Annotated in this window: 20 protein-coding genes and 2 tRNA genes; 19 read left to right on the forward strand and 3 right to left on the reverse strand. The window is 63.5% G+C overall.

Going from position 1 to position 17,448, the window contains the following annotated elements:
- The first annotated feature begins 18 nt into the window (after positions 1 to 18).
- From ruvA to nadA, 13 genes are all read left to right on the forward strand, one after another.
- Entirely contained in the window at positions 19 to 624 is a 606-nt protein-coding gene (gene ruvA, locus DN824_RS06840; protein WP_138407601.1) for a Holliday junction branch migration protein RuvA, read from the forward strand.
- Positions 625 to 1,677 carry a Holliday junction branch migration DNA helicase RuvB gene (gene ruvB / locus DN824_RS06845; protein WP_138407602.1) on the forward strand — a complete coding sequence of 351 codons (1,053 nt, stop codon included), beginning with the start codon at positions 625 to 627 and terminating at the stop codon, positions 1,675 to 1,677.
- A 53-nt stretch (positions 1,678 to 1,730) separates the two neighbouring features.
- On the forward strand, positions 1,731 to 2,174 hold the full coding sequence (ybgC, locus tag DN824_RS06850; RefSeq protein ID WP_138407603.1) for a tol-pal system-associated acyl-CoA thioesterase: 444 nt from the start codon (positions 1,731 to 1,733) through the stop codon (positions 2,172 to 2,174).
- A gap of 2 nt (positions 2,175 to 2,176) precedes the next feature.
- Positions 2,177 to 2,869: a protein TolQ gene (tolQ, locus tag DN824_RS06855; RefSeq protein ID WP_138407604.1), complete on the forward strand. Its 693-nt coding sequence runs from the start codon at positions 2,177 to 2,179 to the stop codon at positions 2,867 to 2,869.
- Between the two features lie 12 nt (positions 2,870 to 2,881).
- Positions 2,882 to 3,322, forward strand: a complete 441-nt coding sequence (tolR, locus tag DN824_RS06860) for a protein TolR (protein ID WP_138407605.1) — start codon at positions 2,882 to 2,884, stop codon at positions 3,320 to 3,322.
- The gene (gene tolA / locus DN824_RS06865; RefSeq protein WP_138407606.1) at positions 3,322 to 4,320 is read left to right on the forward strand and encodes a cell envelope integrity protein TolA; all 999 of its coding nucleotides are present in this window, start codon (positions 3,322 to 3,324) and stop codon (positions 4,318 to 4,320) included. The genes tolR and tolA overlap by 1 nt, the downstream gene beginning before the upstream one ends.
- Positions 4,317 to 5,618 carry a Tol-Pal system beta propeller repeat protein TolB gene (tolB, locus tag DN824_RS06870; RefSeq protein WP_138407607.1) on the forward strand — a complete coding sequence of 434 codons (1,302 nt, stop codon included), beginning with the start codon at positions 4,317 to 4,319 and terminating at the stop codon, positions 5,616 to 5,618. Before tolA ends, tolB begins: the two co-directional genes overlap by 4 nt.
- A 57-nt stretch (positions 5,619 to 5,675) precedes the next feature.
- Complete coding sequence (gene pal / locus DN824_RS06875) at positions 5,676 to 6,182, forward strand: peptidoglycan-associated lipoprotein Pal (protein ID WP_138407608.1); 507 nt, start codon at positions 5,676 to 5,678, stop codon at positions 6,180 to 6,182.
- Positions 6,183 to 6,188: 6 nt separating this feature from the next.
- Positions 6,189 to 7,010 carry a tol-pal system protein YbgF gene (ybgF, locus tag DN824_RS06880; protein ID WP_138407609.1) on the forward strand — a complete coding sequence of 274 codons (822 nt, stop codon included), beginning with the start codon at positions 6,189 to 6,191 and terminating at the stop codon, positions 7,008 to 7,010.
- Between the two features lie 113 nt (positions 7,011 to 7,123).
- A complete protein-coding gene (queE, locus tag DN824_RS06885) occupies positions 7,124 to 7,771 on the forward strand; it encodes a 7-carboxy-7-deazaguanine synthase QueE (RefSeq protein WP_138407610.1) in 648 nt (215 codons plus the stop codon).
- 14 nt (positions 7,772 to 7,785) lie between these two features.
- Positions 7,786 to 8,460, forward strand: a complete 675-nt coding sequence (gene queC / locus DN824_RS06890) for a 7-cyano-7-deazaguanine synthase QueC (RefSeq protein WP_138407611.1) — start codon at positions 7,786 to 7,788, stop codon at positions 8,458 to 8,460.
- A 58-nt stretch (positions 8,461 to 8,518) separates the two neighbouring features.
- A tRNA-Lys gene (locus DN824_RS06895) sits at positions 8,519 to 8,594 on the forward strand.
- Positions 8,595 to 8,824: 230 nt separating this feature from the next.
- A complete protein-coding gene (gene nadA / locus DN824_RS06900; RefSeq protein WP_158295370.1) occupies positions 8,825 to 9,883 on the forward strand; it encodes a quinolinate synthase NadA in 1,059 nt (352 codons plus the stop codon).
- A gap of 16 nt (positions 9,884 to 9,899) precedes the next feature.
- Here the strand turns inward: nadA and DN824_RS06905 are convergent, their stop codons facing one another.
- Positions 9,900 to 11,330, reverse strand: coding sequence for a M48 family metalloprotease (locus DN824_RS06905; RefSeq protein WP_138407613.1), 1,431 nt, complete (start codon positions 11,328 to 11,330; stop codon positions 9,900 to 9,902).
- Positions 11,331 to 11,436: 106 nt separating this feature from the next.
- Here DN824_RS06905 and DN824_RS06910 point away from each other — a divergent pair, with 106 nt between their 5' ends.
- Together DN824_RS06910 and DN824_RS06915 are read left to right on the forward strand one after the other, a co-directional pair.
- Positions 11,437 to 11,688 carry a sulfurtransferase TusA family protein gene (locus DN824_RS06910; protein WP_138407614.1) on the forward strand — a complete coding sequence of 84 codons (252 nt, stop codon included), beginning with the start codon at positions 11,437 to 11,439 and terminating at the stop codon, positions 11,686 to 11,688.
- A gap of 18 nt (positions 11,689 to 11,706) precedes the next feature.
- A complete protein-coding gene (locus tag DN824_RS06915; RefSeq protein WP_138407615.1) occupies positions 11,707 to 12,786 on the forward strand; it encodes an AI-2E family transporter in 1,080 nt (359 codons plus the stop codon).
- Positions 12,787 to 12,826: 40 nt separating this feature from the next.
- Here DN824_RS06915 and DN824_RS06920 read toward each other — a convergent pair whose 3' ends face one another.
- Together DN824_RS06920 and DN824_RS06925 are read right to left on the reverse strand one after the other, a co-directional pair.
- Positions 12,827 to 13,300, reverse strand: a complete 474-nt coding sequence (locus DN824_RS06920) for a peroxiredoxin (RefSeq protein ID WP_138407616.1) — start codon at positions 13,298 to 13,300, stop codon at positions 12,827 to 12,829.
- Between the two features lie 57 nt (positions 13,301 to 13,357).
- A complete protein-coding gene (locus DN824_RS06925; RefSeq protein WP_138407617.1) occupies positions 13,358 to 13,915 on the reverse strand; it encodes a glycine cleavage system transcriptional repressor in 558 nt (185 codons plus the stop codon).
- 221 nt (positions 13,916 to 14,136) lie between these two features.
- Between DN824_RS06925 and dapA the strand changes: the two genes are divergently transcribed.
- The 4 genes from dapA (at position 14,137) to DN824_RS06945 (ending at position 17,341) form a co-directional block, all read left to right on the forward strand.
- Positions 14,137 to 15,015, forward strand: a complete 879-nt coding sequence (gene dapA / locus DN824_RS06930) for a 4-hydroxy-tetrahydrodipicolinate synthase (protein WP_138407618.1) — start codon at positions 14,137 to 14,139, stop codon at positions 15,013 to 15,015.
- 17 nt (positions 15,016 to 15,032) lie between these two features.
- Positions 15,033 to 16,133 (forward strand): outer membrane protein assembly factor BamC, encoded by a 1,101-nt coding sequence (bamC, locus tag DN824_RS06935; RefSeq protein WP_138407619.1) that lies wholly within the window; start codon positions 15,033 to 15,035, stop codon positions 16,131 to 16,133.
- 137 nt (positions 16,134 to 16,270) lie between these two features.
- On the forward strand, positions 16,271 to 17,140 hold the full coding sequence (locus DN824_RS06940) for a phosphoribosylaminoimidazolesuccinocarboxamide synthase (RefSeq protein ID WP_138407620.1): 870 nt from the start codon (positions 16,271 to 16,273) through the stop codon (positions 17,138 to 17,140).
- A gap of 111 nt (positions 17,141 to 17,251) precedes the next feature.
- Positions 17,252 to 17,341 (forward strand) — tRNA-Ser (locus tag DN824_RS06945).
- Positions 17,342 to 17,448: the final 107 nt, after the last annotated feature.

Here is a 17,448-nt window from a genome sequence, read left to right on the forward strand (position 1 = left end):
GAACGAGGATGCATCACAGTGATTGGACGCTTGCGTGGCACTTTGGCGGAGAAGCAGCCGCCTCATCTGATTCTGGACGTCAATGGCGTAGGCTACGAGGTCGAGGTGCCCATGACGACCCTGTACCGCCTGCCGTCGGTTGGCGAGCCGGTCACACTTCATACCCATCTGGTAGTGCGCGAGGATGCGCACCTGCTGTACGGGTTTGCCGAAAAGCGCGAGCGCGAGCTGTTCCGCGAGCTGATCCGGCTCAACGGCGTCGGGCCGAAGCTCGCGCTGGCGCTGATGTCCGGGCTCGAGGTGGACGAGCTGGTGCGTTGCGTCCAGGCGCAGGATACCTCCGTGCTGGTCAAGATCCCCGGGGTGGGCAAGAAAACCGCCGAGCGGCTGCTGGTCGAACTCAAGGATCGCTTCAAAGCCTGGGAAACCATGCCGTCCATCGCGACCTTGGTGGTTGAACCCCAAGGGAATGTGGCAGTCTCAAGCGCCGAGAACGATGCGGTCAGCGCATTGATCTCGCTGGGATTCAAGCCGCAGGAGGCCAGTCGTGCCGTCTCTGCCATACAGGAAGACGATTTGAGCAGTGAAGAATTGATCCGCCGTGCGCTCAAGGGAATGGTCTAAGTGATCGAAGCCGATCGTCTTGTCACCGCTTCCAGTCGCGACCGCGACGAGCAGCTGGATCGCGCCATCCGCCCGCTCAAGCTGGCCGAGTACATCGGTCAGCCGGTGGTGCGCGAGCAGATGGACCTCTTCATCCGTGCCGCCAAGGGCCGCAGCGAGGCGCTGGACCATACCCTGATCTTCGGTCCGCCGGGGCTGGGCAAGACCACGCTGGCCAACATCATCGCCCAGGAGCTGGGCGTTTCGATCAAGAGCACGTCGGGCCCCGTGCTCGAGCGCGCCGGTGACCTGGCGGCGCTGCTGACCAACCTGGAAGCCGGCGACGTACTCTTCATCGACGAGATCCACCGGCTTTCGCCAGTGGTCGAGGAAGTGCTCTATCCGGCGATGGAGGATTTCCAGCTCGACATCATGATCGGCGAAGGGCCGGCGGCGCGCTCGATCAAGCTCGACCTGCCACCCTTCACCCTGGTCGGGGCGACCACCCGGGCCGGCATGCTCACCAATCCGCTGCGCGACCGCTTCGGTATCGTGCAGCGCCTGGAGTTCTATTCGACGGCCGACCTGGCGACCATCGTCAGCCGCTCGGCGGCCATCCTCGGTCTGGCCATCGAGCCGGAAGGGGCCTTCGAGATCGCGCGCCGTGCGCGGGGTACGCCGCGTATCGCCAACCGGTTGCTGCGTCGCGTACGGGATTTCGCCGAAGTGCGCGGCAACGGCCAGATCACCCGGGCGATCGCGGACCTGGCATTGAACATGCTGGACGTCGACGAGCGGGGTTTCGACCATCAGGACCGTCGATTGCTGCTGACCCTGATCGAGAAGTTCGACGGCGGCCCGGTGGGCATCGACAACATCGCCGCGGCGATCAGCGAAGAGCGGCACACCATCGAGGACGTGCTCGAGCCCTACCTCATCCAGCAGGGCTACATCATGCGTACGCCACGCGGTCGAGTGGTCACACGGCACGCTTATCTTCACTTCGGGCTGAACCTGCCACGGCGCATGGCCGAGGTTCCCATCAGCGACCTGTTCGAATCGGATCCGCAATGACGCAAATATTGTTACACGCCCCGATTGGCAATTCGGGGGGCGAGCACTAGAGTATGCCCGCGCAAACCGAAGCCCGGCCATTCACCCATCGTTGCCGTGTCTATTACGAGGACACCGATGCGGGCGGCATCGTCTACTACGTCAATTACCTCAAGTTCATGGAACGGGCCCGCACCGAACGGTTGCGCAGTCTGGGCTTCGCCCAGTCGCAACTGGTCAGTGAAGACCTGCTCTTTGTCGTGCATTCGAGCGAAGCGCGCTACCACGCGCCCGCGCGGCTGGACGACGAGCTGCTGGTGACTGCCGAGGTCGCCGAGCTCAATCGCGCCAGCCTGCGTTTTCGCCAGCAGGTGCGGCGTGCGAAGGATGACGTGCTGCTCTGCGAAGGGCAGTTTCTGGTGGCCTGTGTGCGCACCGACAGTTTGAAACCCCGAGCCATTCCCCCGTCGCTGCGAGCGGCGTTTGCGGGCTCGGGTCTATCCCCTGCAGGAGAGTAAGCGTGGAAGCCAACGTCGATCATATGTCCATGTGGAGCCTGATCAGCAATGCCAGCTTCGTTGTACAGCTGGTCATGCTGACCCTCGTAGGCGCCTCGGTGGCCTCGTGGATCCTGATTTTCCAGCGCGGCAACCTGCTGCGTGCCGCCAAGCGGGCCCTCGATACCTTCGAGGAGCGTTTCTGGTCGGGCATCGATCTGTCCAAACTCTACCGCCAGGCGGGCAGCAATCCCGATCCGGACTCGGGCGTCGAGCAGATCTTCCGCGCCGGCTTCAAGGAGTTCTCCCGTCTGCGCCAGCAGCAGGGCGTCGATCCCGATGCGGTCATGGACGGCGTCAACCGCGCGATGCGCGTGGCCATCTCGCGTGAGGAAGAAAAGCTCGAGCAGAGCCTGCCGTTCCTCGCCACCGTGGGTTCCACCAGCCCCTACATCGGTCTGTTCGGAACCGTCTGGGGGATCATGAACTCCTTCCGCGGCCTGGCCCAGGTGCAGCAGGCGACGCTGGCTACGGTCGCTCCCGGCATCGCCGAGGCGTTGATCGCAACCGCCATCGGCCTGTTCGCGGCGATTCCGGCGGTCATTGCCTACAACCGCTTCTCTGCGCGCAGCGAGATGCTGATCGCGCGCTACTACACCTTTGCTGATGAATTCCAGGCGATCCTGCATCGCAAAGTTCACACCACCGAAGATTGAGGCCCCGTGGCCATGGCCAGAATTCGCAACAGACGCAAGCCGGTCGCCGAGATGAACGTGGTGCCTTACATCGACGTGATGCTGGTGCTGCTGGTGATCTTCATGGTGACCGCCCCGATGCTCAATCAGGGCGTCAAGGTCGACCTGCCCAAAGTCAGCAGCGAGGCGCTGCCGCAGGACAACGACAAGCAGATCCTCACCATCTCGATCAAGGCGGACAAGACCTACTACTGGAACGTCGGCAGTGAGGTCGACGTCGACAGCAAGGGTAACGAGGCGGTCGCCCTGGCCGACATGACGCAGGCCGTCGTCGCGATCATGCGGCAGCGGCCGGACACCCAGGTCTACATCCGGGGTGACCAGGCGGTCGACTACGGCGCGGTGATGGCGGCGATGGGCGGGCTGCAGGAAGCCGGTGTCGGCAACGTCGGGCTGATCACAGAGGCGCCCTGATGCAGCAAACGCCGCGCTCCTCGTCGCAGAGCTATTTCTGGCCCACCGTGCTGGCGGTGGGGCTGCACATCATCATTTTCGGGATGCTGTTCGTCAGCTTCTCGATGACGCCCGAGCTTCCGCCCTCCAGGCCGGTGGTGCAGGCGACCCTCTATCAGCTGAAGTCGCAGAGCCAGGCCACCACCCAGACCAACCAGAAGATTGCCGGCGAGGCCAAGAAGACCGCGGCCAAGCAATACGAGACCGAGCAGCTGGAACAGCGCAAGCTCGAGCAGCAAAAGCAGGCGCAGGCGGCGGAACAAAAGAAGCTGGAAGAGGTTCGAAAGGCCGAAGCTGCGAAGGCTGTTGCAGCCAAGCAGGCTGAGGCCAAGAAAGCCGAAGAGGCCAAGGCCGCCGAACAGAAGCGCCAGGCCGATCTCGCGCGCAAGAAGGCCGAGGAAGAGTCCAAGAAGAAGGCAGCCGCCGAAGAGGCGAAGAAAAAGGCGGCGGCTGAAGAAGCCAAGAAAAAGGCAGCAGCCGAAGAGGCGAAGAAGAAAGCGGCAGCCGAGGCGGCCAAGAAGAAAGCCGCCGAAGAAGCCAAGAAAAAGGCGGCAGCGGAAGCAGCCCGCAAGGCGGCAGAGGACAAGAAGGCGCAGGCGCTGGCCGAGTTGCTGTCCGATACGACCGAGCGGCAGCAGGCGATGGCGGACACTCAGGGCGACCAGGTGGCCGGCAATTTCGACGACCTGATCCGCCTGCGCGCGGCCGAGGGTTGGTCCAGGCCGCCTTCGGCCCGTAACAACATGACCGTGGTATTGCGAGTGAACATGCTTCCCGACGGCACGATCACCAACGTCAGCGTGGCGCGCTCCAGTGGCGATACGCCTTTCGACAATTCTGCGGTGGCGGCGGTGAAGAACATCGGACGACTGACTGAAATGCAGGGATTGTCGCCGCAGGAGTTCCAACCGTACCGTTCCTTCAACATGACTTTCACGCCAGAGGATCTTGCGTTGTGATCAACACTCTCCGAGGTTTCCTAGTCGCCCTCTGCTGTCTTGCCGGCTTTGCCGGGGCACAGGAAAAAAACATTCTGGTCACCAGTGGCGCGGACCGGGCGATTCCCATTGCAGTGGTGCCTTTCGGCTGGCAGGGCGGTACCGTGCTGCCCGAGGACATGTCCCAGATCGTCGGCAACGACCTGCGCAACTCTGGCATCTTCGAGCCGCTGCCGCGGCAGAACATGATCAGCCTGCCGACCCGTGGCAGCGAGATCATCTATCGCGACTGGAAGGCGCTCGGCGCGCAGTACGTGATGGTCGGCAACATCCAGCCGGCGGGTGGTCGTCTGCAGGTGCAGTTCGAGGTCTACAACGTCTCCACCGAACAGCAGGTCATGACCGGCACCGTCGGTGGTACGCCCGACCAGCTGCGCGACATGGCCCACTACGTGGCCGACCAGTCCTTCGAGAAGCTGACCGGCATCAAGGGGGCGTTCTCCACGCGCCTGCTCTACGTGACGGCTGAAAGTGTCGGCGGGAACAACACCCGCTATACCCTGCAGCGCTCGGATTACGATGGCGCGCGTGCCGTGACGCTGCTGCAGTCGCGCGAGCCGATCCTGTCGCCGCGCTTCGCCCCCGACGGCAAGCGTATCGCCTACGTCTCCTTCGAGCAGCGCCGTCCGCGTATCTTCATCCAGCACGTCGATACCGGTCGTCGCGAGCAGATCACCAACTTCGAAGGTCTCAACGGCGCGCCTGCGTTCTCGCCCGATGGCAACCGTCTGGCTTTCGTGTTGTCGAAAGACGGTAATCCGGAGATTTATGTGATGGATTTGGGAACGCGTAACTTGCAGCGTCTGACCAACCATTATGCAATCGATACAGAACCTTTCTGGGGCGCCGACGGCCAGACGATTTATTTCACTTCCGATCGGGCCGGCAAGCCGCAGATATATAAACAGCGTATTGGCAGCAATACGCCGGAGCGCGTGACCTTTGTTGGAAACTACAACGCCAACCCGAAACTTTCCGCCGATGAGAAGACGCTGGTCATGATTCATCGTCAGGATGGCTACACCAACTTCAAGGTCGCTGCCCAAGACCTGCAGCGCGGCAACCTGCGGCTATTAACAGATACAAGTTTGGACGAATCGCCTACTGTTGCGCCCAATGGCACCATGCTAATCTACGCCACCCGCCAGCAGGGCCGGGGAGTCTTGATGCTTGCGTCCATTAATGGCCGAGTAAGGCTCCCGATTCCTACCGCTCAAGGCGAAGTCCGTGAGCCATCCTGGTCCCCTTACCTGAACTGATGCGGTACTTAGCGTTAAAACCAAAAACACACACCTGGGGTTGTTAGGAGTTACATCATGGAAATGCTGAAATTCGGTAAGTTTGCTGTGCTGGCGCTGTCCCTGGCCGTAGCGGTTGGCTGTTCGTCCAAAGGCGGTGACGATTCGGGCGAAGGCGCTGCCACTGGCATCGATCCGAACGCTGGTTACGGCGCCGGTACCGGTTCCGTAGACGGCAGCATGAGCGAAGAAGCCGCTCTGCGTGCGATCACCACCTTCTACTTCGAGTACGACAGCTCCGACCTGAAGCCGGAAGCCATGCGCGCTCTGGACGTTCACGCTCGTGATCTGAAAGGCAATGGCGCTCGCGTCGCTCTGGAAGGCCACACCGACGAGCGCGGTACCCGCGAATACAACATGGCTCTGGGCGAGCGCCGTTCCAAGGCCGTTCAGCGCTACCTGGTTCTGCAGGGCGTTTCCCCTGCTCAGCTGGAAGTTGTTTCCTACGGCGAAGAGCGTCCTGTCGCTACCGGCAACGACGAGCAGTCCTGGGCTCAGAACCGTCGCGTAGAGCTGCGTAAGTAAGCTGCCATGCGTAAGTACTGCCGTGCTCTGACAGTCCTGTCTCTCAGCCTTCCGCTTCATGCGATGGCTCAGGTGCCCGTAGTCGAGTATGACTCGCAGTCCGCCGGTTCCGGTGGCTCGGGTTATCCCGCTGCGCGGCAGGACACTGGCGGTGCTTACGCCGAAGGCGGGGTGAATACCCCGTCTTCGGCGCAGGGCATGTTGTTCATCCAGCTGCAGCAGATGCAGGAAGAAATCGCGCAATTGCGCGGCATGGTCGAACAGCAGCAGAACCAGATCCAGCAACTCCAGAGGGAAGGGCTGGAGCGTTACCAGGAACTCGATAGACGCCTCTCCAGCGGTGCATCCGCCGGAGCCGTGGGCGCACAGAATTCTTCTACCGCTGGCGCCATCGATGCCAGCGAAACGCCTCGCGAGCCGGCTCAGCAGGCTCAGGCGGGCAATCAATCGGCCGATCCGGCGAATGAAAAGCTGTATTACGACGCTGCATTCGACCTCATCAAGGCCAAGGACTTCGACAAGGCGAGCCAGGCGTTCGCCGCCTTCCTGCGCCGCTACCCGCAAAGCCAGTACGCCGGCAATGCGCAGTACTGGCTGGGAGAGGTGAATCTGGCCAAGGGCGACCTGCAAGCCGCAGGGCAGGCCTTTGCCAAGGTCAGCCAGACCTACCCGAATCACGCCAAGGTGCCGGACTCGCTCTACAAGCTTGCCGACGTCGAGCTCAGGCTCGGCAATCGTGATCGGGCCCAGGGGATATTGCGCGAGGTGATCTCGCAATACCCGAACAGCTCCGCTGCGCAACTGGCGCAGCGACAGCTCAGCCGCTAACCGCGTCCGTGTTGTATCGAAGCCCGCGCACCGCGCGGGTTTTTCGTTAGGATGCGCTTCTTTTAACGCAACGGAGGCGGATGGCCTGTTTCGCCGTCACGCCCGTGGCCCTTATGCATAACACCCTGCGTATCACCGAGATCTTCCACTCGCTGCAGGGGGAGTCGCGTACCAGCGGCTTGCCGACGGTGTTCGTTCGCCTGACCGGCTGTCCCCTGCGCTGTCTTTACTGCGATACCGCCTATGCCTTCAGCGGTGGTGAAATCCATTCGCTCGAGGCGATTCTCGGGCGCGTCGCCACGTTCAAGGCTCGACACGTCTGTGTGACCGGGGGCGAGCCCCTGGCCCAGCCGGACTGCATCGGGCTGCTCGAGCAGCTGTGTGACGCGGGCTATCAGGTGTCGCTGGAAACCAGTGGCGCCCTGGATATCTCGCCTGTGGATGAGCGTGTCAGTCGCGTCGTCGACCTCAAGACGCCAGGTTCGGGCGAGGTGGGGCGCAATCGCTACGAGAACATCGCCTTCCTCACACGCCACGATCAGCTCAAGTTCGTGATCTGCTCGCGTGGGGATTACGATTGGGCGGTCAGCAAGCTCATCGAGTACCGGCTCGACGAGCGTGTCGGCGACGTACTGTTTTCGCCCAGCCATGGGCAGGTCGACCCCCGTGCGCTGGCCGAATGGATCATCGAAGACAACCTGCCGGTTCGTTTCCAGCTGCAGCTGCACAAGCTGCTCTGGAATGACGAACCAGGGCACTGAGCCGGAGCCAAGACATGAATGAGAAAAGAGCGGTCGTTCTGCTTTCGGGCGGGCTGGACTCGGCAACCGTAGTCGCCATGGCGCAAGCCGAAGGCTACAGCTGTTACAGCATGAGCTTCGACTATGGCCAGCGGCATCGTGCCGAGCTGCAGGCGGCCGAGCGCGTCGCGGCGCAGTTGGGAGTCCGGGAGCATAAGGTGGTTGGGCTCGACCTCAACGGTATCGGCGGTTCGGCGCTGACCGATGAGCGTATCGATGTGCCCGAAACCCCGGGCGAAGGGATTCCGGTCACCTACGTGCCGGCGCGCAACACGGTGTTCCTGTCGCTGGCGCTCGGTTGGGCGGAAGTGCTCGGTGCCAGGGATATCTTCATCGGCGTCAATGCGGTGGATTATTCGGGCTATCCCGATTGCCGTCCCGAGTTCGTCTCGGCGTTCGAGCAGGTCGCCAACCTCGCGACCAAGGCGGGTGTCGAAGGGGAGGGCTTCAGGATTCGCGCCCCGTTGCAGATGCTGAGCAAGGCGCAGATCGTGCAGGCCGGGCAACGCTTGGGCGTCGATTATGGCCTTACGGTTTCCTGCTATCAGGCGGATGTCGACGGCCGCGCCTGCGGCAAATGCGACAGCTGCCGGCTGCGCGCGGCCGGGTTTCGCGAGGCCGGAATCGCCGATCCGACGCGCTATGTCTGAAATATTTTTCGAGAAAGGTTGATTTCCTCAATCAAATCAGTATCATGCGCTCCGCATCGGGTCGTTAGCTCAGTTGGTAGAGCAGTTGGCTTTTAACCAATTGGTCGTAGGTTCGAATCCTACACGACCCACCAGATTGCTCGAGACGAACAAAAGCCGAAAACTCCAGGGTTTTCGGCTTTTTCGTATCTGCCTTTTTAATCGGCTTCGGCCGGGCTGCTTCCCTCGCCGAAGGCGCTTCGCTAGTATCCCCATCCCTTTGGGGCGTCCCGTGGTCGTTGCTGACTGCCCGATGTCATTCAGGTGCGCCGTGGTCGGGGTACAATCGAATGCCATGCGCCAACCGTTGCTCGCAGGTCCTAACATGAGCGAAATCGCCGAACGCATCCTCGTACAGGCTCATCTGGCAGCCAAACAGCCCAAGCCACTGACACCTGATCAGGAGGCGCGGTTGCGTGATGACATTGCCCGGGAGTTGATCCGGCAGAACGCGGTGCTGGTCGCGCACTATTACACCGACCCGGTGATCCAGGCGCTGGCCGAGCAGACCGGCGGCTGTGTTGCCGACTCCCTGGAGATGGCGCGCTTCGGCAACGAGCACCCGGCCACGACGGTCCTGGTCGCCGGCGTCAGGTTCATGGGCGAGACGGCGAAAATCCTCAATCCTGAAAAGCGCGTGCTGATGCCCACGCTCGAGGCGACCTGCTCGCTGGATCTCGGATGCCCGGTCGATGAGTTCTCGGCGTTCTGCGACCAGCATCCCGAGCGTACGGTGGTGGTCTATGCGAACACCTCCGCGGCGGTCAAGGCGCGGGCCGATTGGGTGGTGACTTCCAGCTGCGCTCTGGAAATCGTCGAAAGCCTGATGGATAACGGTGAAAAGATCCTCTGGGCACCGGACAAGCACCTGGGCCAGTACGTGCAGCGCGAGACCGGCGCGGACATGCTGCTCTGGGACGGTGCGTGCATCGTCCATGAGGAATTCAAGGCCAAGCAGCTCGAGGACATGAAGGCGCTGTACCCGCACGCCGCGATCCTGGTGCACCCCGAGTCGCCCGAAGCCGTGGTGCGTCTCGCCGATGCGGTGGGCTCGACGAGCCAACTGATCAAGGCGGCGCAGACGCTTCCCCATCCTGCGTTCATCGTCGCCACCGACCGGGGCATCTTCTACAAGATGCAGCAGTTGTGCCCCGACAAGGAATTCATCGAGGCGCCCACGGCCGGTAACGGGGCGACCTGCCGTAGCTGCGCCCACTGTCCCTGGATGGCGATGAACACGCTGGAGAGTACGCTGGACTGCCTGCGTCAGGGCAGTAACGAGATCTTCGTCGACCCGGCGCTGGTGCCTCGCGCCGTCAAGCCGCTGAAGCGGATGTTGGATTTCACCCAGGCCGCCCGGTTGAAGCTCGCCGGCAACGCCTGAGGCGTTGCCTGGCGGCTCAGCGCATCATGTCCTTGACCATCCGCTGTTCTTCGATCATCTGCCGCTCGCGCGCGTCGATGCGCGAAGCCAGCTGGAAGTTCGGCGAGCGCCGCTTGGCCAGCCCCAGTTGCTGGATGGCCTGGTCGTAGTCGCCGACCAGGGCGAAGTATTCGGCGCGCGCCTGATGCAGGCCGACGATGTTGCCGCTCAGCCCACGCACTTCCGCCACCTGATACCAGATATCCGGATCCCTGCTGCGGCGCCCGACCAGCTCGTCGAGCGCGCGCTCGGCTTCGGCTATCTCGCCCTGCTTGAGCAGCACGTCGATATGCATCTGCTGGATCGGGTAGTTGTTGGGGTAGAGGCTCCGCATCCGCTGCATCCGTTGCATGGCCTGTGGCAGGCGATTGGCGGTGATGTCCAGCTCAGTCTGTGCCAGGTTGTAGAGCGGGTTGTCCGGGGCGCCCTGTAGCAGTGGCTGCAGGGTTTCGCCCGCTTCGTCGAGCTGGCCGCTCTTGATCTGGGCCAGCGCCAGTCCATAGCGCGCGGCATCGAGCGTCGGATCTTCGTTGAGCATGGCCCTGAAGCGCTTGGCGCCAGCGCCCGGGGAGCTTTCGAAGCGAAGCTGGACACGCGCGCGCAGCAGCTGGTAGCGCAGGCTGTCCTCGGCGCCTCCGCGGGCGAACTGTTCGGCCCGGTTGCGGGTGTCGGCAATGCGCGATTCGGTCACCGGGTGGGTCAGCAGAAACTCCGGTGGCCGTTGGTCGTAACGGTACTGGCGCATCAGGCGCTCGAACATCATCGGCATGGCGCGTGGGTCATAGCCGGCCCGCTCCAGGTTGACCAGGCCGATGCGGTCGGCCTCCTGTTCGTTCTGCCGGGAGAAGCGCCGCTGTTCCTGGATGGCGGCGGCCTGGGTCGAGGCGATCGCCGCGATGCCGGCATCGCCCGCGCCCGCCGCGGCGGCGACGACGCCTGCGAGCAGGGCGGCCATCACCGGTAGCTGCATGCGCTGCTGAGCTTCCAGGCCCCGGGCGAAATGGCGTTGGGACAGGTGAGCCAGTTCGTGGGCCAGCACGGAGGCGTATTCGGACTCGGTCTGCGCGTTGGTGAAGAGGCCGCCGTTGACGCCGATGATCCCGCCGGGGGCGGCGAAGGCATTCAGCTGGGGGCTGTCGAGCAGGATGAACTCGAGGCGCCTGTCCTGCAGCTGGCTGCTTTCGGCCAGGCGATACACGCTGCTCTCGACGTAATCCTTGAGGAGCGGGTCGGAAATCTGTTTGACCTGTCCGCGCAACATGCTCAGCCACGCCCGTCCGAGCTGGTACTCCTGTTCGGGTGAGACGATGCCGGAACTGGCATCGCCCAGCGATGGCAGGTCGTTGGCCGGCACGGGCGTGGCAAGCAGGCAGGCCAGCGTCAGCAGGGTAGGGCGCAGCAGTTTCATCCATAAGGCTCGGGTTGGGTGAGAGCGCTACTGTAGCGTCGAGGTTGGCCGGCTGGCCAGAGGTGGGCCCTGCTCGGTATCCTGACGACCTTTGTGGAGACTGATCATGAATGACGCAGCAAACGGCGACATCCCCGTCGCCGCCGAGCTGGACGCCAGCGGGCTGGAGTGCCCGATGCCTCTGCTCAAGGCGAAGCTCGAACTCAACCGGCTGGCCAGCGGGGCGGTCCTCAAGGTGACCGCGACCGATCCCGGCTCGCAGCGCGACTTTCGCAGTTTCGCCAATCTGGCCGGGCATGCGCTGCTGCGTGAAGAGGCGGATGCCGGCATTTATCGTTACTGGTTGCGAAAGGCCTGAAGGCCAACAAGGAGTCGCATGCTCAAGGTTCTACGCGGTTGGATGCATCGCTATTTCTCCGACGAGGAGGCTGTGGTCCTGGCGGTGCTACTGTTCCTGGCATTCCTGCTGGTTCTGACGCTTGGGCGGATGCTCGCTCCGGTCATCGCCGGGTTGGTGCTGGCGTTTCTCATGCAGGGGGTGGTCGGCACGCTCGAGCGTTTGCGTATGCCTCATCTGGCTGCCGTCTGGCTGGTGTTCGCGTTGTTCGTCGGGGCCTTGTCGGTGTGCATCCTGATCCTCGTGCCGCTGCTCTGGCAGCAGGGCTTCACCTTGATCAACGAGCTCCCGCGAATGCTGGTCGAATGGCAGTCGCTGTTGCTGCTGCTCCCCGAGAGCTATCCGCAGCTGATCACCCAGGAGCAGGTGCTGCGCGGCATCGATGCGATCCGGGGCGAGTTCGCGCGCGTCGGCCATATCGCGCTGACCTCGTCGCTGGCCAGCCTGCCGCTGTTGCTCGGGCTGATGATCTACCTGGTGCTGGTGCCGATCCTGGTGTTCTTCTTCCTCAAGGATCGCCAGCAGATCAGTGACTGGATCAGTGGCTATCTGCCCCGTGAGCGGGGCCTGATCACCCAGGTCGCCCAGGAAATGAACCTGCAGATCGCCAATTACATCCGCGGCAAGTCGATCGAGATCCTGATCGTCGGCGTCGTGTCCTACGTGGTGTTCGCCTTGCTCGGCCTCAACTACGCGGCGCTGCTGGCGCTACTGGTCGGGTTTTCCGTGGTGGTGCCCTATATTGGCGCGGCGGTGGTTACCGTCCCCATTGCCTTGATCGGCCTGTTCCAGTGGGGCTGGGGCGATCAGTTCATCTACCTGATGGTGGCCTACGCGATCATCCAGGCGCTGGACGGCAACGTGCTGGTGCCGCTGCTGTTCTCCGAGGCGGTGAACCTGCATCCGGTGGCGATCATCTGCGCCGTGCTGCTGTTCGGTGGGCTGTGGGGCTTCTGGGGGGTGTTCTTCGCGATTCCGCTGGCGACGCTCTTCAAGGCAGTGCTCAACGCCTGGCCGCGCCATGGCGCAGTGGCGGTGACCGAAGGTCCGGTCGCCTGATGCAAGGGGAGGCCGCTGCCCGGCGGCCTCCCGCGATCGATCAGCCCGCGCTGAGTGCGCGCGCCGCTTCGAGTACCGCGTCCACGTGGCCGGGAACCTTCACGCCCCGCCACTCCTTGCGCAGGACGCCCTCGCGGTCGATCAGGAAGGTGCTGCGGTCCACGCCCAGGTATTCCTTGCCGTAGAGCTTCTTCAGCTTGATCACGTCGAACAGCCGGCAAAGGGTTTCGTCCTTGTCGCTGATCAGCTCGAACGGAAACGCCTGCTTGCGCTTGAAGTTTTCATGGGTCTTCAGGCTGTCGCGCGACACGCCGAACACCAGGGTGTCGGCGGCCAGGAACTCGTCATGCCGATCGCGAAAGCCCTGGCCCTGGGTGGTGCAGCCCGGGGTGTTGTCCTTCGGATAGAAGTAGAGCACGACCTGCTTGCCCTTCAGTGCCTGGAGGCTGACGGACTGGTCGCTGGTGGCTTGCGCCTGGAACGGCGGTACCGGTTGGTCGAGTTCGACGCTCATCATTGCTCCTTCGGTTTTGCCTGACGCTGCGGCCGGCGCCGCAGCGATGCGCGATGACTACGGGTTCTGCGGCCGCCAGGGCTCGATCAGGGCGTCCAGGTTCAGGGCATCGGCAAAGTCGAGGAACTGATCGCGCAGCCAGCTGATCTGGGTGCCGGCCGGCAGGGTGACGGTGAGCGTGGCGTTGAGCATGGTGCCGCCGGTCTGTGGTGCCTGGTAGGTGTCGCAGGTCAGGCTTTCCAGCGCGACGCGGTGGTCGATGAAGAACTGGCACAGCTCGCTGAGAATGTCGGGGCGATAGACCGCGCTGACATAGGCCACGTAGGGCAGGGCTTCGGGGCGCGCTTCCGGCGCCGCGCTGCGGATGACGCTCAAGGTGAAGGCGTGCTTCTTCGACAGAGCCGGCAGTGCCGACTCCATGCGTGCCAGCGCGTCCCAGTTGCCGGAGATCTGCAGCACCAGCGCGCTGTGGTCGCCATGACGGCTCAGCCGGGTGCTGACCACGGCGCAGCGGTTCTCGTGGCTGGCTCGGCAGAGCACATTGGTAAGCTCCATGGCGTTGGCGCCCAGAGCGCTAATGACGAGGAACTGTTCGCGTACGAGAGGGGTGGACATGCAGCTTTCCTGGCGGTGGTGAATCGGTCGGCCGGCCAGGCCGAAACGGGCAAGGTTAGCGAAATTCGCCGGCCGAGGGAATTGATGGCCGTCGAACAGCTGCCTCGGCTACCGGCAGTCGAGCGCCGGACGTCCGTCGTGGCGCGACCGCGCAGCACGCTCGCAAAGCGTATTGGAGCCTTGTACCATTACGCCTCTCTTTTTCCGGCAGGAGTGGTTGCATGATTGCGGGCAGTATGGTGGCACTGGTCACGCCCATGGATGCGCAGGGTGGTCTGGACTGGGACAGCCTGAGCAAGCTGGTGGATTTCCATTTGCAGGAAGGCACCAACGCAATCGTTGCGGTCGGTACCACCGGCGAGTCCGCCACGCTCGACGTCTCCGAGCATATCGAGGTGATCCGTCGCGTCGTCGACCAGGTCAACGGTCGTATCCCGGTCATCGCCGGAACGGGCGCCAACTCCACCCGTGAGGCGGTCGAGCTCACCGAGAACGCCAGGAGCGCCGGCGCCGACGCCTGCCTGCTTGTAACCCCGTATTACAACAAGCCGACCCAGGAAGGGCTCTACCTGCACTTCCGTCATATCGCCGAGGCCGTGGCGATTCCGCAGATTCTCTACAACGTGCCCGGCCGCACCGCCTGCGACATGCTCCCTGAAACAGTCGAGCGTCTGTCGAAGGTCCCGAACATCATCGGCATCAAGGAAGCGACCGGCGACCTCGGCCGCGCGCGCGATATCCTCGACCGCGTGTCCGAGGACTTCCTCGTCTACTCCGGCGACGACGCCACGGCCGTCGAGCTGATGCTGATGGGCGGCAAGGGCAACATCTCGGTGACCGCCAACGTCGCCCCGCGTGCCATGAGCGAGCTGTGTGCGGCGGCCATGGCCGGTGATGCCGAAACCGCACGCGCCATCCACCAGCGTCTGATGCCGCTGCACCAGCAGCTGTTCATCGAGGCCAACCCGATTCCGGTGAAGTGGGCCTTGCACGAGATGGGCCTGATGCCCGACGGCATCCGCCTGCCGTTGACCTGGCTGAGCCCGCGTTGCCAGGAGCCGCTGCGTCAGGCAATGCGCGATTCCGGTGTACTGGTTTGAACGATAAGGGAATACCCATGAAGCGATTGGCCGGTTTCTCGACCCTGGCGGTGATCATCGCCAGCACCAGCGGCTGCGGCTGGCTCTGGGGTGACGATGGCTATTTCCGGGACCGCGGCAATGACTACCTGGCGGCCCGGCAGACGGCGCCGATGCAGGTGCCGCCCGGCAGCCAGGTTCGCCCGGTCGAGCCGTTGTTGCCGATCCCGCGCAACGTCGCCGACTCGCACGCCTCCAGCGACTACGAAATACCGCGCCCGCAGCGCCTGCAAGTGGCCGCCGAAGCCAGCGAGTTCAGCCTGCAGCGCTCCGGCGACTCGCGCTGGCTGATCGCCATGCGCACTCCTTCCCAGGTCTGGCCCGCCGCGCGTCAGTTCTTCATCGACAACGGTTTCGAAATCGCCGAAGAACGGCCGCAGACCGGTGAATTCGTCACTGCCTGGCAGACTCGCGAGCAGATCGACTCGACCCTGGCCCGCAGCCTCGGCATGCGCAACGACGAGTCGCGCTTTCGCGTACGGATAGAGCCGGGCGTGCAGAGCAACACCAGCGAGATCTTCGTGGTCAGCGCGCAGCGTCCCGCCGGCAGTACGGCGGACGTGGCCTGGACCGACCGTTCGGTGAACACCAGCCTCGATGCCGCTCTGCTCGACGAACTGCGCACCGGCCTGGCTCGTTCCTCCGAGCAGGGTGGTTCGGTGTCGCTGCTGGCCGAGCGTGACTTCGATGCGCCGGGCCGGGTGAGCCTCGGCGAGGACGGCAACGGCAACCCGGTGCTGCAGCTGGAAAGCGATTTCGATCGCGCCTGGTCGCGCATCGGCCGTGCCCTCGAGGCCGCCGATATCCGCATCGATGACCTCGACCGCAGCCTGGGTGTGTATTACGTGAACCTGGCCGAAGGCGCCCAGCGCCCCGAGGAGTCGCGTGGCTTCTTCTCGCGCCTGTTCCGCCGTGGTCCGTCGCAGGAAGACATCGATGCGCGCGCCGAGCGCTACCAGGTGCGCATCACCACGGTGAGCGGCAGCGCCCAGGTGACCGTCGAGCGCAACATCAACACCGTTGCGCCGAGCGACATCGCGCGGCGTGTGCTCACCCAGCTTCAGGACAACCTCGGTTAAGCCAGCGCAACGGCCACCGAGCAGATAGGCGAAACCCTTTGGGTTTCGCCTATTTCATTTCAACGCGCCGCAGCTCGCCCGAACGCCTGGCATGGCCAGGATCGCCTGGCGGCTTCGCACGCTACCGGGACATCGACATGACCGCACCGACCCAGCTCAGCCTCAAGAAGATCTACTCCGGCAAGGTACGCGACCTCTACGAGATCGACGCCAACCGGATGCTCATGGTGGCGACCGATCGCCTCTCGGCGTTCGACGTGATCCTCGCCGAGCCGATTCCCGAGAAGGGCAAGATCCTCACCGCGATCTCCAACTTCTGGTTCGACAAGCTTTCGGGCATGGTGCCGAACCACTTCACCGGCGATCGCGTCGAGGACGTGGTGCCGGCCGAAGAGCTGCCGCTGGTCGAGGGCAGGGCCGTGGTGGCCAAGCGACTCAAGCCGGTCGCGGTCGAGGCCATCGTGCGCGGCTACATCGTCGGTTCGGGCTGGAAGGAATATCAGCGCAGCGGCACTGTCTGCGGCATCGAACTGCCCGCGGGCCTCAAGGAGGCCGCCAAGCTGCCCCAGCCGATCTTCACGCCGTCGACCAAGGCGGCGGTCGGCGACCACGACGAGAACATCTCCTTCGAACAGTGCGAGGCCATCATCGGCAAGGAGCTGGCGGCCAAGGTCCGCGACACCTCGATCGCCCTCTACAGCGCTGCGGTGGAATACGCAGCGACCCGGGGCATCATCATCGCCGACACCAAGTTCGAATTCGGCCTGGACGAGAACGGCACGCTGACGCTGATGGACGAAGTCCTCACGCCCGACTCCAGCCGCTTCTGGCCCGCCGACAGCTACGAAGAAGGGCGCAACCCGCCGAGCTTCGACAAGCAGTTCGTCCGCGACTGGCTCGAGAGCACCGGCTGGAACAAGCAGCCACCGGCACCGGCCGTCCCGGCCGTGGTCGCGCAGAAGACCGCCGACAAGTACCGCGAAGCGCTGACCCGTCTGACGCGCTGATACCCACATACCGGAGGTGGCTGCTTGGCAGCCGCAACCTGCTGAAAAGGGTAAAAAAATAGCGGTTCGGGGTTCGACAAACGCATCCGAGCTGATATGATGCGCGCCGCTGGAGAGATGCCGGAGTGGCCGAACGGGACGGATTCGAAATCCGTTGTACCCTCGCGGGTACCTAGGGTTCAAATCCCTATCTCTCCGCCATTATCAAGAACGACTGAGCCCCGCCGCACTAAGCATGCAGCGGGGCTTTTTCGTTTTTGGGTGTTGGTGACACCGTGATCGTCATCTAAGAATTCATCGCAGCCCGT

Source organism: Stutzerimonas nosocomialis (assembly GCF_005876855.1).
GTDB lineage: Bacteria > Pseudomonadota > Gammaproteobacteria > Pseudomonadales > Pseudomonadaceae > Stutzerimonas > Stutzerimonas nosocomialis.